Source organism: Noviherbaspirillum aridicola (assembly GCF_019656455.1).
GTDB lineage: Bacteria > Pseudomonadota > Gammaproteobacteria > Burkholderiales > Burkholderiaceae_D > Noviherbaspirillum > Noviherbaspirillum aridicola.
Genome location: NZ_BPMK01000009.1, coordinates 78,666 through 94,951, shown reverse-complemented (window position 1 = coordinate 94,951; position 16,286 = coordinate 78,666). Strand labels below are relative to the sequence as shown.

Below are 16,286 nucleotides of genomic sequence, written 5' to 3'. Positions count from 1 at the left end.
GCTGCGCCTCTCTATCATGGGCGCTTGCCGGAGCAATCCGGCAAGACTTGATGCCAGGGTGAAAACCCTGGCATTTTTTTCGCCGCCGCGGGCCTGCCTCTATCTGTAATTTTTTCCGTGTCTCGCGGCGGGTTCTACAACTTCCGCCGGCGCTCTGATTCGCCGCCGCCCGCTTGCCGCAACTGCTTGTCGTATTGGCATGGGCCTTGCGTCCACGGGCCTCGCATGAACATGCAGGCTATTGCATTGACGCATACAAAGGAGAACGAATATGAAGAAGACGCAACAATTGCTCAGCATCGCCGCGCTCGCGCTGATGTTTGGCGGCGCCACGGTGCACGCACAGACTTCCTCCGGTTCCGCTTCGGGCGGCAGCAGCGCGCAGTCGGGCGCATCCGCCAGCAGCGACAAGGCCGGCTCGGCTTCCTCCAGCAAGAGCGGCGGCAAGTCCTCGCTCAGCAAGGCAGAGCAGAATGTGATGCGCGACCTCGCGCATGCCAACCTGTCGGAAATCGCCACCGCCGAACTGGCGCTCAAGCAGTCGCAGAGCGACCAGGTCAAGGCCTATGCGCAAAAGATGATCGACGATCACACCACCGCGCAGAAGGAGCTGGAACAGCTGGCGCAGTCCAAGGGCGTGGAACTGCCCAAGGAGCCGGACGCCAAGCACAAGGCCGCGATGAAGGCCATGCAGGCGGTGGAGGGAGAAAAGTTCGACAAGATGTACATGGCGCAGGGCGGCACCCGCGACCACAAGAACACCCATGAGAAGCTGACCAAGGCGCAGAAGAGCGTCAAGGATCCGGAACTCAAGGCGCACGTGCAGAAGGTGACCCCGATCGTCGAGCAGCACCTGACCATGGCGCAGGAGCAGCGCGGCAAGAAGGAAGGCAGCTCGGGCTCCAGCGGCGCCTCGTCGTCGAAGTCCGGCAGCGGTTCGTCGGGCAGCAGCGGTTCGTCGGGCAGCAGCGGTTCGTCGGGCAGCAGCGGTTCGTCGGGCAGCAGCGGTTCGTCGGGCAGCAGCGGTTCATCGGGCAGCAGCGGTTCCGCCGGCAGCGGCTCCACCGGCGCCGGCACATCCCCGGGCACCGGCAGCGGCGGCACGGCGAGCAGCACCACCTCGACCAGCCCCGGCGGCAGCACGCCGTCCGGCTCGGCCGGCACCGGCGGCACCTCGGGCTCTTCCAACAGCGGCGGCGGCAGCCGTTAAGTCCCTCCATCCGGATCGCGCGCCTTCCGCCTCGCGGCGGAGGGCGTCGCACGTCCGGCGCCAACATGTATCGGGAGCAGAAAATGAACAACGACGACGTGGTATCCACGCTCAACGACCTGATCGAGACCAGCAAGGATGGCGAGGACGGCTTCCGCCAGTGCGCCGAGCAGGCCACCGATCCCACCCTCAGGAGCTTTTTCGCCAATCGCGCGCAGTCCTGCGCCGCCGCCGTGCTCGAACTGCAGCAACTGGTGCGCAACCATGGCGGCAATCCGGAGACCAGCAGCGGCATCGGCGGCACCCTGCACCGCCGCTGGATGGACGTGAAGACCCTGCTGACCGGCAAGGACGACAAGGCGGTGCTGCAGGAGTGCGAGCGCGGCGAGGACTATGCGAAGTCCAGCTATCAGTCCGCGCTGCAGAAGAACCTGCCGCCGGAAATCAAGAGCGTGATCGAGAAGCAGTACCAGGGCGTGCTGAAGAACCACGACCAGGTCAAGAGCCTGCGCAACCAGTACGGCGCCTAGCGCCCACGAGCCCCGGGCCGGGGCAGCCTCTGGGGTAGAATAGCGGCCTTCCACGGCCGCGCATCACGCATCGCGGCTTGCGTTCGCCGCGCCGGCCACTTCCTGCCGCGGCGGCCGCCAATCTACCCGGACCACCCCGCATGCTGCGACTGACCAACGTAATTCTTCCGCTCGACCATCCGGAGGCGGATCTTGCCGCCGCCATCCTCGAACGCCTCGCCATTCCCGCGCAGGATCTGCTCGGATTCACCGTTTTCCGCCGCGGCTACGACGCCCGCCGTCGCTCGGCGATCACCCTCGTCTATACGCTGCACGTGGAAGTCAGGGATGAGCCGGCGGTGCTGGCGCGCATGTCGGGCCGCACCGATGTCGTCATCGCACCCGACACCAGCTACAAGTACGTGGGCCAGGCCCCGGCGAATCTGGCGACGCGGCCGGTGGTGATCGGCTTCGGCCCCTGCGGCATCTTCGCCGCGCTGATCCTGGCGCAGATGGGCTTCCGTCCGCTGATCCTGGAACGCGGCAAGGTGGTGCGCGAGAGGACCAGGGATACCTGGGGCTTGTGGCGCAAGCGGGTTCTCAATCCGGAGTCGAACGTGCAGTTCGGCGAGGGCGGCGCCGGCACTTTCTCCGACGGCAAGCTGCACAGCCAGATCAAGGATCCGAAGCATTACGGCCGCAAGGTGCTCAGCGAGTTCGTGCAGGCCCATGCGCCGGAAGAGATACTGTACGTCAGCAAGCCGCACATCGGCACCTTCCGCCTGGTGAAGATGGTGGAAGCGATGCGCGAGACGATCGAGTCGCTCGGCGGGGAATTCCGCTTCGAGTCCCGGGTGACCGATCTCGACATCGAACGCGGACAGATCCGCGGCGTGGTGCTGGAGAACGGCGAGCACATCGCGAGCGACCACGTGGTGCTGGCGGTGGGCCACAGCGCGCGCGACACTTTCCAGATGCTGTACGACCGCGGCGTGTACGTGGAAGCCAAGCCGTTTTCGATCGGCTTCCGCGCCGAGCATCCGCAGTCGCTGATCGACCGCGCGCGCTTCGGCAAATTCGCCGGCCATCCGCTGCTCGGCGCCGCCGACTACAAGCTGGTGCACCATGCGAAGAACGGCCGCTCGGTCTACAGCTTCTGCATGTGCCCCGGCGGCACGGTGGTGGCGGCCACCTCCGAACCCGAACGCGTCGTCACCAACGGCATGAGCCAGTATTCGCGCAACGAGCGCAATGCCAACAGCGGCATCGTCGTCGGCATCACGCCGGAAGACTATCCCGACCATCCTCTGGCGGGCATCGATCTCCAGCGCGAGCTGGAGTCCCGCGCCTTCGTGCTCGGCGGCGGCAACTACGACGCGCCCGGCCAGCTGCTCGGCGATTTCGTCGCCGGCCGGCCGTCGACGCAGCTCGGCTCGGTCATTCCGTCCTACAAGCCGGGCGTGCGCATGACCGATCTCGGCCCCTCGCTGCCCGACTACGCGATCGAAGCGATCCGCGAGGCCCTGCCGGCCTTCGACCGCCAGATCCGCGGCTACGCGCTGCCCGATGCGGTGCTGACCGGGGTGGAGACGCGCACCTCGTCGCCGGTGCGCATCAAGCGGCTCGACAATTTCCAGAGCCTCAACACGCGCGGCCTGTTCCCGGCCGGCGAAGGCGCCGGCTATGCCGGCGGCATCCTGTCGGCGGCGGTGGACGGCATCAAGGTGGCCGAGGCCGTGGCGCTCTCCATGCTGGGCCGCACCGACGTGCGCGGCGGCGAGCAGCAGGGCGAACAGCTGTACTAGCGGGCCGCCGGCCTATGCGCAGCCCCGCGGCTTGAGCACGCGCTCGGAGGAGGGGGGATGCTTTTCGAGCAGGGATGCCGGCCGGCGCGGCCGCGCCCTCAGTTCCCCGCCGCAGTTCGGGCAGACGCCCCGCAGAACACCGTCGGCGCAGTCGGCACAGAACGTGCACTCGAAAGAGCAGATGCGGGCATCGTCCGCCGCCGGCGGCAGATCCTTGTTGCAGCATTCGCAGTTCGGCCTGAGTTGCAGCATGGTTTTCTCCAGTGAACGACCGTCGATGATAACGGCCCGCGCGGCTGCCTGCTTCGGGGGCGGCCAGAACCGCCGCAGGCGCCCGGTGTCAGACCGGAAGCATGCGCAGACAGACGCAGGCCGGACCGCCGCCGCGCGCCGGCCTCACAGACGCGGCACCGCGCCGCTACAGGGAGACATCGTGGATCGAGAAGCCATTCTCAACTTCATCACTCAGGTCGAGACCGAAGACATCGACCCGGTCAATGTCGCCAGGGCTTATGCAACCGCGCTGGTGGACATGCAGTCGCGGATCACCGATCAGGATTTGCAGCGGCTGCTGCTGGTGGGCGCCGCCATGTTCAGGAACAGCATCAAGGGCACGCAGGCCGAGATGCAGCTGCCGCCGGAGCCGGAGGAGGTGGATCCGCGCTACGTGCTGGAGGCGGAACCGTTCAAGGGCGTGCTGCACTAGTGCGCAGGGTGCCGGGCCGCTAATCCACCTCCAGCACCTGCAGCCGCGCCGTCGCCTCGCCGTTCGCGATCTCCAGGAAGGCGAGCGAGATCGGCAGCCGGAAGCGCCGCGGTCCGGCGCTGCCCGGGTTCAGAAAGAGCACGCCGGCTTCGCGCACGATGTTCGGCTTGTGCGAATGCCCGGTGATCACCACGTCGGCGCCCGCCGCGCCGGGGTCGGCCTCGGACTTGTCGTGCACCACGAGTATCCGCACGCCGTCGATTTCTTCCACGATCTGATGGCGCAGCGCTTGCGCCCAGTCGCCGCGGTCATTGTTGCCGCGCACCGCCGTCACCGGCGCGATCGCCGACAGTTGCTCCAGCACCTCGGGCCGGCAGATGTCGCCGGCGTGGATGATGCGGTCGACGCCGGCCAGCGCCAGGCGGGCTTCCGGGCGCAGCAGATTGTGCGTGTCCGAGATGACACCGATGCGTAATGTTTTCATGTTCCAGCGGCGCTGCCGCCGGCGGCGCGGATTTTCGCGGGGGCGACGGAATTGTGCTTTAATGCCGGCAGCAACGAAGTTTGCATATTGATATACGGATTTTGCTTAGACGCATGCGCAGCCCGCTTGATTCCCTGTCGATCTGTTGTTTTCCGCGGCCACGGCGGCAGGCGGGATAGCGAGCGCGCGTTTTGTCCGGATTCCGATGGCCGCAGTGATGATGACGCTGCGGCCATTTTTGTTTTTGGGCGCCGGTGACCGGCGCATGGAAAGGATCATCATGAATCGAGCAGAAGCAGGCGACCGGTTTGCCGACGCAGCGGTGATGTCGCACGCCGTGCTGGTCGCGCCGCCGGCGAACGACCGCTCCGACGAGGTGCTGCTGTGGTCGATGATACGCGAGGCGGCGCAGCGCAGCGCCGAGGCCGAGCCCCTGCTGCGGCCGAGGCTGCATGCGCTGGTGCTGGAGCGCGCCTCGCTGCCGGCCGCGCTGGCGGCGGTGCTGGCGCGCCGGCTTGCCTGCCGCGACCTCGACGAGGAAGCGCTGCGGGCGACGATGGATGCGGTGCTGGCCGACCATCCGGAGGCGGTCACGCGTTTCTGCGCCGACCTGCTCGCGGTGCAGGAGCGGGATCCGGCCTGCGCCGGCTATCTCCACGTGCTGCTCAACCTGAAAGGCTTCCAGGCGCTGCAGACCTATCGCATCGCCCACGCGATGTGGAACGCCGGGCGGCGCGACGCCGCCTTCGCACTGTCCAACCAGGCCTCGGTCGTGTTCGGCGTCGATATCCATCCGGCCGCCCGCATCGGCGCGGGGGTGATGATCGACCATGGCACCGGCGTCGTGATCGGCGAGACCACGGTCATCGAGGACAACGTGTCGCTGCTGCAGAACGTCACCCTTGGCGGCACAGGCAAGGAGCATGGAGACCGGCATCCGAAGATACGCACCGGCGTCATGATCGGCGCGGGCGCGACCATCCTCGGCAATATCGAGGTCGGCGCCATGAGCAAGGTCGCCGCCGGCAGCGTGGTGCTGCGACCGGTGCCGCCGCACTGCACCGTGGCCGGCGTCCCGGCGCGGGTGGTGCGGCATCAGCAGGCCGACAGCTGTCCCTCGCAGGAGATGGATCAGACGCTCTGACGGCGCGCCGGCCGGCAGGGCTCCCGGCACCGTCGGCATGTGTTGCTGTGCTCTGTCATGGCGGATTTTTCTTCATCTGGCAATGTAGGCGCTGATTCCGGCCATGCGCGCTCCGGTCCGGGGAAGATGTTCCCGGCGGGAAGCGGCGCGCCGATCCGACGAGAGGTCACGATGATTCGCATCTGCCTGTGCCTGCTGCCGATGCTTTCCGCGCTCGCGGGCTGCTCGACGCCGGCCACCCATCCTTCGCTGCGCGCGGCCGCGCTGCCTCGATTGCTGCCCGCGAGCGGCTTCGCTGCCGCCGAACCGGTCCCGCCGGGGCTTTCGCCCGACGGCCGCAGGGTGTTCCGCGTGACGCGCGGCCGGCTGCAGGTCGGCGGCATCGGCGAGATCGGCGGCGGGCCTGCTGCCGACCTGGAGGCCAGGCCCGGGGCGATCGCCTGGGCGGGCGACAGCCGTCATCTGGCGTGGGAGCAGGACGACGGCGGCGAGAGCCGCGTCATGCTGTTCGACGCCGAAGCGCCGCATGCCGCCCCGGTTGCCCTGACACCCTCGGCGGGCACCCGCGTCCGCCTGCTGCACGCGGGCACGCGGCGGCTGCTCTTGCTCGGACGCCGGGACGGGCAGGCGGCGCCGGATGTCTGGTCCTACGATTACGCGGCGAGGCGGCTGGAAAGACTGCTGCAAAGCCCGGACGACGTCGTCGATTACGTGATGGATGTCGACGAGCGCATCGGCGCGCGCATCCGCCGCCAGGACGACGGGCGCATCCTGCAGCTTGCCGACGAGCGCGGTCGCTGGAAGTCGGTGCATGCCTGGTCGGTGTTCGACGATGTGCGGGTGCTGCGGACCGACCGCGCGGGACAGCGCGTGCTGCTGCTGTCCAACGTCGGCCGCGACAAGACCGCGCTGGCGGAACTGTCGCTGCGCGACGGCAGCGAGAAGCTGCTGTTCCTGCATCCGCAGGTCGATGCGCACAAGGTCGTGCTGGACCCGGGCGGGCAGCCGGTGGCGGTCTGGTACGACCCCGACCTGCCGCGCACCCTGCTGCTCGACGAAGGTTTTCATGCGGCGCTGACGCAGGCCCTGCCCGACGGCGTGAAGGCCTGGCGCGTGCATGGCACCGACCGCGGCGCAGGACAGGCGGTGGTGCGGGCATGGACCGCCGGCGGCGGCTTCGACGCGGTGTTCGAGCGCGCCAGCGGCAGGCTCACCATGCTCGACGAGCGCAGCGACGATCCCGCGCTCGACACCCTGGTCGCGACCCGGCCGGTGCGTTTCGCCGGCAGCGACGGCCTCGTCATTCCCGCCTATCTCACGCTGCCGCGCGCCGCGCAGCGACCGCTGCCGCTGCTGGTCTGGCTGCACGACGGTCCGTGGGAGCGCGCCTGGTGGTCGCCGACGGCGATGCATGCGCCGCCCCAGTTTCATGCCAACCGCGGCTATGCAGTGCTGGAAGTGAATTACCGCGGCAGCGCCGGCTACGGCCGTGCGCACATGGAAGCGGCGAGAGGCGAGATCGGCGGCCGCCTGCTGCAGGACATCGCCGATGGCGTCGACTGGGCGGTCGCGCATGGAATCGCCGATGCGCGTCATGTGGCCGTCGGCGGCAGCGGCTTCGGCGGTTTTGCGGCGATGCAGGCCGCGAGCAGGGAACCCGGCCGTTATGCCTGCATCATCGCCGATGCCGCGATCGCCGATCTGGCCGGCGCCATCGCCAATCCGCCGCCCGCCTGGCGCGACTCGCTGCACCTGTGGCGCCGCTACGCGGGCGACCCCGGCGCCGCCGAGGAGCGCGCCAGGCTCGACGAGATATCTCCCCTGTATGGCGCGGCCCGGCTGCGCGCGCCGCTGCTGCTGGTGCAGGGCGAGCGCGACGTGCTGACGGCGCAGGAGCATGCGCAGCGCATGCTGCGGGCCTTGCGCAGCCAGGACAAGCCGGTGCGCTATCTGTCGTTCGCCGGCGAAGGCTGGCCGCTGCGGCAGCCAGAAAATCGCGTCGCGCGGCACCGCGCCACCGAGGATTTTCTCGCGCCCTGCCTCGGTGGACGCAGCGAGGGCGTGGTGCCGTTCTGAGGGGACTCAGCCCTTGATCAGGCCTTCCGCCACCATCGCCGCGTGCACCGCGGGCCGCGCGCCCACCCGCTGCAGATAGGCCTGCAGATTGGGCCAGCGCGACAGGTCGATCTTCAGCGGCCTGGTCCATGCGAGCACGGTGAACAGATAGCCGTCGGCCACCGTGAAGTCGCCCATCAGGTACTCGCGCCCCTGCAGCTGCCGATCCGCGTGGTCGAAGCGCTTGCCGAGCTGCGCCAGCAGACCCTGCCTGGTTTCCTCGGGGACGTCGGGCTTGAAGAAGCCGGAGAAGGTCTTGTGGATTTCGGTGGAGATGAAATTGAGCCACTCCGCCAGCCGGTAGCGTTCGAAGCTGCCGGGAGGCGGCGCCAGTCCGCGCTCCGGCACCTGGTCGGCGACGTACTGCACGATGGCGGGGCCTTCGGTCAGCACCTCGCCGTTGTCGAGCACGAGCGCGGGCACATAACCCTTGGGATTGATGGCATTGTAGTCGGCGCCGTCGGCGGTTTTCTTGGTCTGCAGATCCACCTTTTCGGCATCGAACGGCAGGCCCGCTTCCAGCAGCGCGATGTGCGGCGACAGCGCGCAGGTGCCGGTGGCGAAATAGAGCTTCATGGTTCTTCTCCTTGTCGGATTCATGCGCCCGCGGGCCCGGGCGTTCAGCCGGACAGCCGGTTGACGTGGCCCTCGGGCGTCATCTCATGCACCAGCACGCCCGCGCCCTCCGGTGCCGGCCGCCGCCAGGCGCCGTCCTCGATCGCACGCAGCGCGTCGCGGTAGCCCTGGTCCCAGCGCCACTCGATGGAGCCGCGCGAGAAATTGATGTCCTTCGACGCCATCTGCCAGTCGCGTCCCGCATAGGCCAGCCGCACGATCTGCATGGTGGTGTCGCGTCCCACGCTGTCGAGCTCGCGCAGTTCCGCTTCCGACAGCGCGCCCTCGGGCAGCTTCTCGCGCAGCATGCGGATCAGGCGGCGCAACCGGTGGCCGCGCAGGTAGGCATCGATATGCCGGCGCGAGCGCGAGGCATACATCACATCCTTTTGCCGGGTGTGCACCTGTTCCAGCGTGGCCGGCTCCGGCCCTTCCGCGCTCCACAGGTCGACCATGAAGCAGACGGTATCGGTACGCGGCTCGTCGGTCAGCACTGTCTCCAGCGGCGTATTCGAATACAACCCGCCGTCCCAGTACAGTTCGCCGTCGACGCGCACCGGCGGCAGGCCGGGCGGCAGCGCGCCGCTCGCCATCACATGCGCCAGCCCGACCCGGCGCCGCGCGCTGTCGAAATTCTCGAGCCGGCCGCAGGTGACTCTGATGGCGCTGACCGTGATGCGGATGCCGCTGGCGGAATTGAGGCAGTCGAAGTCGACCAGCCGCGACAGCGTGTCCTCCAGCGCGCGCGTGTCGTAGAAGCTCGCCTCCTCCGGCGCCACCGGCAGGCCGAAGGCGAAGGGGCTGGCCCAGCGCGGCGCGTAGAAGCCCGGCACGCCGGTGGCGAATGCGCTGAAGGTGGTGAGCAGGATGTTGAGACGGCGCACGCTGTCGGGTACGCGGCGCATGTCGAGCAGGTCGCGGTACGCCACCTCGTCCCAGAAAGTCTTGAGTTTCTCCACCCGGCGCGCGCCCTCGTTGCCGGCGATGAGGGCGGCATTGATCGCGCCGATGGAGGTGCCCACGACCCAGTCCGGCTCCAGCCCGTGCTCATGCATGGCCTGGTAGACGCCGGCCTGGTAGGCGCCGAGCGCGCCGCCGCCCTGCAGCACGAGCGCGACGCGCGGACGATGGCCGATGGATGTGACAGAGAAAGGCATGCGGTCCCCCGGACGGTGGCGATGCTGGAGGAATCAGGCAAGCGCCGCGCGCTTTGGTTCCCGCAGTGCAGCATGAAACGGCGCTCCGGAACGCGGCCAGCCACGCTTTCTTGGCCGGGATCAAATCCGCCGCCGGCGGCGTCCCGGGAAATGCAGCCGGCAGGCAAAATACCCGCTCCCCGGCGGGCCCTGCATGACGCAAGGAGCCGGCCTATAATGACTTTCGCCATTACAACAACCACAGCCGGAGACAAATGAACACGACTCACTACGCCCACTGGCCGGCAGGCATGCCGCACGCCATCTCCACCCCCGACACCAGCGTCTACGTCAATCTGCAGGTCTCCGCGATGCGCTATCCGCAGCGTCCCGCGATCATCTTCTACGACACGGTGCTCACCTACGCGCAGGTGCATCAGGACGTGCTCGCGCTGGCGGGCTACCTGCAGCAGAAATGCGGCATCCAGCGCGGCGACCGGGTGCTGCTCGACATGCAGAACAGCCCGCAGTTCATCATCGCCTACTACGCGATCATGCGCGCCGACGCGATGGTGGTGCCGGTCAACCCGATGCTGATGACCGACGAGCTGCAGCACTACATTTCCGATAGCGGTGCCAAGGCGGTCGTCGCGTCGCAGGAGATCTTTGCGCGCGTCGCGCCGCTGGTCGGGCAGGGCAGCCTGCAGCATGCGGTGGTGGGCGCCTATTCAGACTATCTGCGCGCGCCGACCGAGCTGGCGGTGCCGGACTTCGTGCGCGCGCCGTACGCGGTGCCCGAGGCGCCGGGCGTGGTGTCCTGGCAGCAGGCGCTCGCCGCCGGACAGGCGCCCGGTCCGCATCTCGCCGGTCCGGACGACCTCGCCTGCATGCCCTATACATCCGGCACCACCGGCAAGCCCAAGGGCTGCATCCATACCCACCGCTCGGTGATGTTCAATGCCGTCGCCAGTCCGACCTGGTCCGGGCCGATGGCGCCCGACCATGTCACGCTCGCGGTGCTGCCGTTCTTCCATGTGACCGGCATGCAGTCGGTGATGAACGCGATGATCTATACCGGCGGCGCCATCGTCGTGCTGCCGCGCTGGGACCGCGATGTCGCCGGCCAGCTGATCACCCGCTACAAGGTGACCACCTGGACGCTGATCCCGACCATGATGATCGACTTCCTGTCCAACCCCCGGCTGCCGGAGTACGACATCTCCGGCCTGCGCCGCATCTCCGGCGGCGGCGCCGCGATGCCGGCCGCGATCGCGCAGAAGATGCTCGACCTCACCGGCCAGCAGTACATGGAAGGCTACGGCCTGTCCGAGACCATGGCCGCCACCCACGTCAATCCGCCCAACCGGATGAAACAGCAGTGCCTCGGCGTGCCCTACCTGAACGTCGATGCGCGCATCGTCGACCCGGTCACGCTCAAGGAACTGCCGCAGGGTGAAGTCGGCGAGATCTGGCTGCACGGACCGCAGGTGTTCCAGGGCTACTGGAACGACCCGAAGAAGACGGAAGAATCCTTTGCCGAACTCGACGGCAAGCGCTTCTTCCGCTCCGGCGACCTCGGCTACATGGACGAGGAAGGTTTCTTCTTCTTCACCGACCGTCTCAAGCGGATGATCAACGCCAGCGGCTTCAAGGTCTGGCCGGCGGAGGTCGAGTCGATGATGTACCAGCATCCGGCGGTGCAGGAATGCTGCATCATCGCGGCGCGCGATCCCTATCGCGGCGAGACGGTCAAGGCCGTGGTGGTGAAGCGCCCGGGCGCGGAAGCCGGCGAGGAAGACATCATCAGGTGGGCACAGGAGAAAATGGCCGCCTACAAGGTGCCGAAGATGGTGGAGTTTGTCGACACGCTGCCGAAGTCGGCCACCGGCAAGGTGATGTGGCGGGCGCTGCAGGAAAAGGAAATGGCGAAGTAGGGCGCCGCGCCTCGATCTCCCGGTCGCATGGCCCGGCGCAATGCCGGGCGCGCTTCGGGAGGAGACACGGAGAAGGGCGGGATTTTCCCCGCCCTTTTTTGCATCAGTTCTTCGGGCGGCAGACGGCTGCGGCGTCGAACGGATCCGAACCGTATCCGTCAAGTTCGACCACGGCCAGGCTGGAAGACAGCGGCAGGAATACCACGCCTTCCGTCAAGCTGTCGCCCTGCGCCACCGAGGTGATAAAGCCGTTGGCACTGGTGCCGACCACCTTGTTGTAGTGGAAGGTTTCCGACGTGCTGTCGCCATTGGTTCCGGTTGCCTTCATCGAGTTTCCGTTCGCGACGACGGTGAAAAGCTTGGTTCCCAGGTACGAGCATTCCCATGTGCCGTCGGCCTCATTTCCCTTGAGCGCCTGTTGCTTGACCGCGTACAGCGCGCCGGTGCGCGCCACACCTCCGCTCGTGCCGAAACGGTCAATCACCAACACCGGCCCGCGGTCGCCGGCCTGCAGGCTGACGATGCCGAAATTCTCGCTGCCGAGTTTGATACGGGTGATGTCGCTGGTGCTGTCCTTTGCCAGCGTCAGGCTTACACGCACGTTCGCCGACACGCCGTCGATCGAATCGCAGTTGCCGCTCGCATTGATCAGGCCGCCATCGCACAGCGTGACATCCGTGCCGTTCTCGGCAATCCGGAAGCTGCCGCCGATCACGCCGGAATCGGCGCCGCCGACTGCATTGCGCGTGGAGCCGAAGTACACATAGTCGCCCGCCAGCTTGCTCAGGCTCGCCGGGATGGCATAGCCGGTGCCGACGACCGACGATTTCTTGCCCTGGATCGTCATCGTGCCGACTATCGTGCTGGTGCGCTTGTCCAGCGTGACGACGAAGCTGTTGTTCGCGCCGGTGAAGGTGACGAAGCTGCCCTGCGTGGTCTGCGAATAAGTGCCGGTGATGTCGGTCAGGCCATACTGCGTCGCCAGCACCTTGACGGTGAATGTGCCGTCCTGATTCAGCAGCAGGCGCCAGGTGTCGCCGATGTCCGCGGTCAGGTCATAAGCCTGCACGGTGGCGCTCGTGCCGCTGACGGGCTTTGCATCGAGCTGGGCCACGACGGCGGCGGAGCTGGCGGCAACGGTTTCGCTCGGTGCCGGGTTCGAGGCGCCGCCGGTGTCGCCGGTGCCGCCGGCGTCGTCATTACCGCCACCTCCGCCGCCACCGCAAGCAGCCAGGAACAGAGGAAGAAGAGCGAGTGCTGAAACTTTACGCATGGTTGTTATCTATCGATTGGTTGAGGAAGGAATGCTCGCGAAGCCAGGCCGCCGCCGCAGAGTGGCTTTGATTCTTTCCAATACTAAGTGTTGATAAATAGAACAACCATAGAACGAATGTTCCATGCGGCGGGATCAGGTGGATTGGCGCAGGGATTGAAGGACGCCGGCAAGCGACGTCTTGTTTGAAACGCCCAGCTTGCTGTAGGCCGAATGCAGCTGGTTGCGTATCGTTGCCGGCGACACGCCGAGCAGCTGGGCGATTTCCTTGTACTGCAATCCCTGTGCGGCCAGGCTTGCCACTCGCTGTTCCGCGCGCGTCAGTGCCGGCGTCTCGCGCTCATGCGCGGTGATCACGAGGCAGATCGCATGGGCCTGCAGCGAGGCCCGCACGGAAATCGCCCGCCCCGCATAGACCATCTCTCTGTCCTGCCTGAGGGCGTCCATCAGGACCGACGGCAGAAATGGAGGCGTCCACTGGCTCCACTCGCGCTGCAGCAATCGGATGACCTCGGGTTCGACCAGATACAGGACGCCGTCCGGGGTGGCAAACGCGACGGAGCGGCCGACGGGTTTGCTGGAGGAAGACAAGGCGAGGCGCTTGTTGATCTGGTTGCCATGGACGAGGTGCGGCAGCAAGAGATCGGCGGCGGCACCGTGCGCATCCGTGTAGGCGTTTTTTCGGGTCGCCCGCCACAGCGCGACGGCCGGTATCGATCCGGCCGGCGTCTGCCCCGCGATAAACGTCAGCGAGTGCGCGGTGTCGTACTTGCGGCAATAGCGGAGTATCGTCGGGTCGGAGAACGACTCGGCGATGTCGACGACGACGCTCTTGCCCCGCCGTGCGAGCGCCTTCGTCAGTATCTTGTCGCGGCTGCGCACCGCGCCGCTCTTGTCGAGCATCTCGGTGCCGACGGTTTTCGGTCTGTCGAGCAGCTTTTCAAGTGGCGCCGCATGAAGATGCAGCCCCTGGATGACAAGCTTCTGCTCCTCCGTGACTGAAAAATCCACGACCGCGGCGGAGTCGAAATGCAGGACTTTCTTCAGCGTGCGCAGCGCATATTCGTTGTACTCGTTCACGCCGCAGTGCTGCGCACTGTCGTAGATGTCGAGCAGCAGCTTGTTCGGGATTTCCATTTTCGACTCTGTTCTATTGTTTTCGTCGTGAAGACCGGCGAGAGGCGCGCGCGCCATATCCGTTGCGGAGCCTGGGGTCTTCAGTCATGTCGAAAGGATAAGCGCTAAGCCTCTGGAAAGTGTCTCCCATACATATGGGATTCCGGCCCTTCGGCGCGCAGATGCTCGAGGCGCCGTCGGTTTTTCTCCGACGCGTGGCCGAAGTCCGGGATGGCAGTAGAATGCCTCCTCGCCTCCGCGCCGCCACGCCATGACCATCCTCCTCGCCACCCTCAACGCCCGTTACACCCACGCCTCGCTCGGCCTGCGCTATCTCTACGCCAACATGGGCGAGCTGCAGCCGCGGACCCGGATCATGGAATTCGTGATCGGCGCCAAGACCGCGGACGTGGTCGAGCGGCTGCTCGAGGCGCAGCCGCAGATCGTCGGCTTTGGCGTCTACATCTGGAACGTCGAGGAAACCGCGCGCGTCGTCGCGATGCTCAAGCGCGTCGCGCCGCAGGTCAGGATCGTGCTCGGCGGTCCCGAGGTATCGCATGAGCCGGAGCAGCAGGACATCGTCCGCCTCGCGGACTATCTGATCACCGGCTGGGGCGACGTCAGCTTCCCGCAGCTGTGCAGGCAGATCATCAACGGCCCGCAGCCGCTGATGAAGATTCATGCAGGCGTGCAGCCGAAGCTCGATGAGATCGCCCTGCCGTATGCGTACTACAGCGAACAGGACATCGCGCACCGGACGGTCTATGTCGAGGCTTCCCGCGGTTGTCCATTCAAGTGCGAGTTCTGCCTGTCCTCGCTGGACAAGACGGCCTGGCCCTTCGATCTCGACCGCTTTCTGCGGGAGATGGACAGCCTGCATGCGCGCGGCGTGCGGCTGTTCAAGTTCGTCGACCGCACCTTCAACCTGAATGTGCGCGCCAGCCTGCGCATCCTGCAGTTTTTCCTCGACAAGCTGGCCGCCGCGCCGGACGATCCGGTGTTCGCGCACTTCGAGCTCGTGCCGGACCATCTGCCCGATGCCCTGAAGGAGGCGATCCGGCAATTTCCGCCGGGGACGCTGCAGTTCGAGATCGGCATCCAGAGCTTCAATCCCGAGGTGCAGGCGCTGATCAGCCGCCGCCAGGACAATGACAAGTCGGCGCAGAACATTGAATGGCTGCGCACGCAATCGCATGCCCACCTGCACGTGGACCTGATCGCCGGCCTGCCCGGGGAGGATATCGACAGCTTCGGCCGGGGCTTCGACCGGCTGGTGGCGCTGGCGCCGCATGAAATCCAGTTCGGCATACTCAAGCGGCTGCGCGGTACGCCGATCATCCGCCATACCCAGGCCTTCGGCCTGGTGTTCGATCCGCATCCGCCGTATTCGATACTGGCGACCGACCGCATCGACTTCCCGACCATGCAGCGCCTGCAGCGCTTCGCCCGCTACTGGGACCTGGTTGCCAATTCCGGGCGCTTCGCCCATACGCTTCCCGTCCTGCTCGGCGATGCGCCGTTCGCCGGGTTCCTCGCCTTGTCGGACTGGCTCTACCGCCGGACCGATGCCACGCACCGCATCGCGCTCGATCGTCTCGCGCTGCTGGTGGAACAATGGCTGGTCGAGCGCGGCATGGGTGCGCAACAGGCCGCCGCGCTCGTGGGCAGCGACTATGCCGGACAGGCGTCGAGACCGCCGCGCAGGGAAAAGCCGCAGTCCGACGCGGCGCCGAAACGGCAGGCGCGCCACATGACGGCATGAAAGGGATGTGGCAGGGATGTCTGCAGTGCATCGCTTGCCGCGCCAGCTGTGGTATCGCCGCCGCGGGCGCGCGAGGCAAGGCCGCTTGAGTTGCGATGTCTCAGATGGCGCGGGTGTGGGAGACGGTATCTTTCTCCCTGTGCCGGCTTAGCTCAACTGGTAGAGCAGTTCAACTGTAATGAACAGGTTGGGGGTTCGATTCCTTCAGCTGGCACCATGCATTTCCCCCCGCCTCCCGCCGCCTGTTCAGGGCGTGCCCTGGTACTTGCGCCAGTTCTCCATCAGTTCCCGTGCCTGCGGTTCCAGCGTGTCCAGCGGCACGCTGCGCCGGCGGTGAAAGATCATCAATGCGTAGACCGTCGCCAGCGCGTCGACTTCCGGCGACAGCGCACGCTCCTCGCCCCGCGAGGGGCGCAGCGCGCGCCAGTGGTTGATGGCTTGTTCGAGTTCGGTGAGGGAAATATCCATCGGCATATT

Annotated in this window: 15 protein-coding genes and 1 tRNA gene; 9 read left to right on the top strand and 7 right to left on the bottom strand. The window is 66.8% G+C overall.

All coding sequences use genetic code 11. The features are described 5' to 3' along the window. Nucleotides 1-271 precede the first annotated feature (271 nt). The 3 genes from NCCP691_RS11435 to NCCP691_RS11425 all read left to right on the top strand — a co-directional run bounded on the left by NCCP691_RS11435 (nt 272) and on the right by NCCP691_RS11425 (nt 3,524). Nucleotides 272-1,210 carry a DUF4142 domain-containing protein gene (locus tag NCCP691_RS11435; RefSeq protein ID WP_238482403.1) on the top strand — a complete coding sequence of 313 codons (939 nt, stop codon included), beginning with the start codon at nt 272-274 and terminating at the stop codon, nt 1,208-1,210. An 83-nt stretch (nt 1,211-1,293) separates the two neighbouring features. Beyond that, nucleotides 1,294-1,740 (top strand): PA2169 family four-helix-bundle protein, encoded by a 447-nt coding sequence (locus NCCP691_RS11430; RefSeq protein WP_220808404.1) that lies wholly within the window; start codon nt 1,294-1,296, stop codon nt 1,738-1,740. A 140-nt stretch (nt 1,741-1,880) separates the two neighbouring features. Continuing rightward, nucleotides 1,881-3,524, top strand: coding sequence for an NAD(P)/FAD-dependent oxidoreductase (locus tag NCCP691_RS11425; RefSeq protein ID WP_220808403.1), 1,644 nt, complete (start codon nt 1,881-1,883; stop codon nt 3,522-3,524). A gap of 12 nt (nt 3,525-3,536) precedes the next feature. Here NCCP691_RS11425 and NCCP691_RS11420 read toward each other — a convergent pair whose 3' ends face one another. Continuing rightward, nucleotides 3,537-3,776: a DUF1272 domain-containing protein gene (locus tag NCCP691_RS11420; RefSeq protein WP_220808402.1), complete on the bottom strand. Its 240-nt coding sequence runs from the start codon at nt 3,774-3,776 to the stop codon at nt 3,537-3,539. A 181-nt stretch (nt 3,777-3,957) separates the two neighbouring features. Between NCCP691_RS11420 and NCCP691_RS11415 the strand changes: the two genes are divergently transcribed. Further along, nucleotides 3,958-4,230 (top strand): hypothetical protein, encoded by a 273-nt coding sequence (locus NCCP691_RS11415; RefSeq protein ID WP_220808401.1) that lies wholly within the window; start codon nt 3,958-3,960, stop codon nt 4,228-4,230. Between the two features lie 19 nt (nt 4,231-4,249). Here NCCP691_RS11415 and NCCP691_RS11410 read toward each other — a convergent pair whose 3' ends face one another. Further along, on the bottom strand, nt 4,250-4,714 hold the full coding sequence (locus NCCP691_RS11410; protein ID WP_220808400.1) for a metallophosphoesterase family protein: 465 nt from the start codon (nt 4,712-4,714) through the stop codon (nt 4,250-4,252). A 280-nt stretch (nt 4,715-4,994) separates the two neighbouring features. On the opposite strand from NCCP691_RS11410, the gene cysE reads away from it, so the two are divergent. Together cysE and NCCP691_RS11400 are read left to right on the top strand one after the other, a co-directional pair. Then, nucleotides 4,995-5,858: a serine O-acetyltransferase gene (cysE, locus tag NCCP691_RS11405; protein ID WP_220808399.1), complete on the top strand. Its 864-nt coding sequence runs from the start codon at nt 4,995-4,997 to the stop codon at nt 5,856-5,858. A 171-nt stretch (nt 5,859-6,029) separates the two neighbouring features. Further along, entirely contained in the window at nt 6,030-7,934 is a 1,905-nt protein-coding gene (locus NCCP691_RS11400) for an alpha/beta hydrolase family protein (protein WP_220808398.1), read from the top strand. Nucleotides 7,935-7,940: 6 nt separating this feature from the next. Here the strand turns inward: NCCP691_RS11400 and gstA are convergent, their stop codons facing one another. Then, nucleotides 7,941-8,549, bottom strand: coding sequence for a glutathione transferase GstA (gstA, locus tag NCCP691_RS11395; protein ID WP_220808397.1), 609 nt, complete (start codon nt 8,547-8,549; stop codon nt 7,941-7,943). Between the two features lie 44 nt (nt 8,550-8,593). Then, complete coding sequence (locus NCCP691_RS11390; protein ID WP_220808396.1) at nt 8,594-9,745, bottom strand: patatin-like phospholipase family protein; 1,152 nt, start codon at nt 9,743-9,745, stop codon at nt 8,594-8,596. A gap of 254 nt (nt 9,746-9,999) precedes the next feature. Between NCCP691_RS11390 and NCCP691_RS11385 the strand changes: the two genes are divergently transcribed. Continuing rightward, nucleotides 10,000-11,658 (top strand): long-chain fatty acid--CoA ligase, encoded by a 1,659-nt coding sequence (locus tag NCCP691_RS11385; RefSeq protein ID WP_220808395.1) that lies wholly within the window; start codon nt 10,000-10,002, stop codon nt 11,656-11,658. A 103-nt stretch (nt 11,659-11,761) separates the two neighbouring features. Here the strand turns inward: NCCP691_RS11385 and NCCP691_RS11380 are convergent, their stop codons facing one another. Together NCCP691_RS11380 and NCCP691_RS11375 are read right to left on the bottom strand one after the other, a co-directional pair. Further along, nucleotides 11,762-12,931 carry a hypothetical protein gene (locus NCCP691_RS11380; protein ID WP_220808394.1) on the bottom strand — a complete coding sequence of 390 codons (1,170 nt, stop codon included), beginning with the start codon at nt 12,929-12,931 and terminating at the stop codon, nt 11,762-11,764. A 135-nt stretch (nt 12,932-13,066) separates the two neighbouring features. Beyond that, nucleotides 13,067-14,068: a helix-turn-helix domain-containing protein gene (locus NCCP691_RS11375; RefSeq protein WP_220808393.1), complete on the bottom strand. Its 1,002-nt coding sequence runs from the start codon at nt 14,066-14,068 to the stop codon at nt 13,067-13,069. Between the two features lie 250 nt (nt 14,069-14,318). On the opposite strand from NCCP691_RS11375, the gene NCCP691_RS11370 reads away from it, so the two are divergent. Both NCCP691_RS11370 and NCCP691_RS11365 read left to right on the top strand, forming a co-directional pair. Further along, the gene (locus NCCP691_RS11370) at nt 14,319-15,809 is read left to right on the top strand and encodes a B12-binding domain-containing radical SAM protein (RefSeq protein WP_220808392.1); all 1,491 of its coding nucleotides are present in this window, start codon (nt 14,319-14,321) and stop codon (nt 15,807-15,809) included. A 141-nt stretch (nt 15,810-15,950) separates the two neighbouring features. After that, a tRNA-Thr gene (locus tag NCCP691_RS11365) sits at nt 15,951-16,026 on the top strand. A 29-nt stretch (nt 16,027-16,055) separates the two neighbouring features. Here NCCP691_RS11365 and NCCP691_RS11360 read toward each other — a convergent pair. After that, entirely contained in the window at nt 16,056-16,277 is a 222-nt protein-coding gene (locus NCCP691_RS11360) for a DUF3717 domain-containing protein (protein ID WP_220808391.1), read from the bottom strand. Nucleotides 16,278-16,286 lie beyond the last annotated feature (9 nt).

Coding starts and splice junctions, on each gene's coding strand:
- NCCP691_RS11435 (WP_238482403.1), top strand. CDS start 272: ATGAAGAAGACGCAACAATTGCTCAGCATCGCCGCGCTCGCGCTGATG.
- NCCP691_RS11430 (WP_220808404.1), top strand. CDS start 1,294: ATGAACAACGACGACGTGGTATCCACGCTCAACGACCTGATCGAGACC.
- NCCP691_RS11425 (WP_220808403.1), top strand. CDS start 1,881: ATGCTGCGACTGACCAACGTAATTCTTCCGCTCGACCATCCGGAGGCG.
- NCCP691_RS11420 (WP_220808402.1), bottom strand. CDS start 3,776: ATGCTGCAACTCAGGCCGAACTGCGAATGCTGCAACAAGGATCTGCCG.
- NCCP691_RS11410 (WP_220808400.1), bottom strand. CDS start 4,714: ATGAAAACATTACGCATCGGTGTCATCTCGGACACGCACAATCTGCTG.
- cysE (WP_220808399.1), top strand. CDS start 4,995: ATGAATCGAGCAGAAGCAGGCGACCGGTTTGCCGACGCAGCGGTGATG.
- NCCP691_RS11400 (WP_220808398.1), top strand. CDS start 6,030: ATGATTCGCATCTGCCTGTGCCTGCTGCCGATGCTTTCCGCGCTCGCG.
- gstA (WP_220808397.1), bottom strand. CDS start 8,549: ATGAAGCTCTATTTCGCCACCGGCACCTGCGCGCTGTCGCCGCACATC.
- NCCP691_RS11390 (WP_220808396.1), bottom strand. CDS start 9,745: ATGCCTTTCTCTGTCACATCCATCGGCCATCGTCCGCGCGTCGCGCTC.
- NCCP691_RS11385 (WP_220808395.1), top strand. CDS start 10,000: ATGAACACGACTCACTACGCCCACTGGCCGGCAGGCATGCCGCACGCC.
- NCCP691_RS11380 (WP_220808394.1), bottom strand. CDS start 12,931: ATGCGTAAAGTTTCAGCACTCGCTCTTCTTCCTCTGTTCCTGGCTGCT.
- NCCP691_RS11375 (WP_220808393.1), bottom strand. CDS start 14,068: ATGGAAATCCCGAACAAGCTGCTGCTCGACATCTACGACAGTGCGCAG.
- NCCP691_RS11370 (WP_220808392.1), top strand. CDS start 14,319: ATGACCATCCTCCTCGCCACCCTCAACGCCCGTTACACCCACGCCTCG.
- NCCP691_RS11360 (WP_220808391.1), bottom strand. CDS start 16,277: ATGGATATTTCCCTCACCGAACTCGAACAAGCCATCAACCACTGGCGC.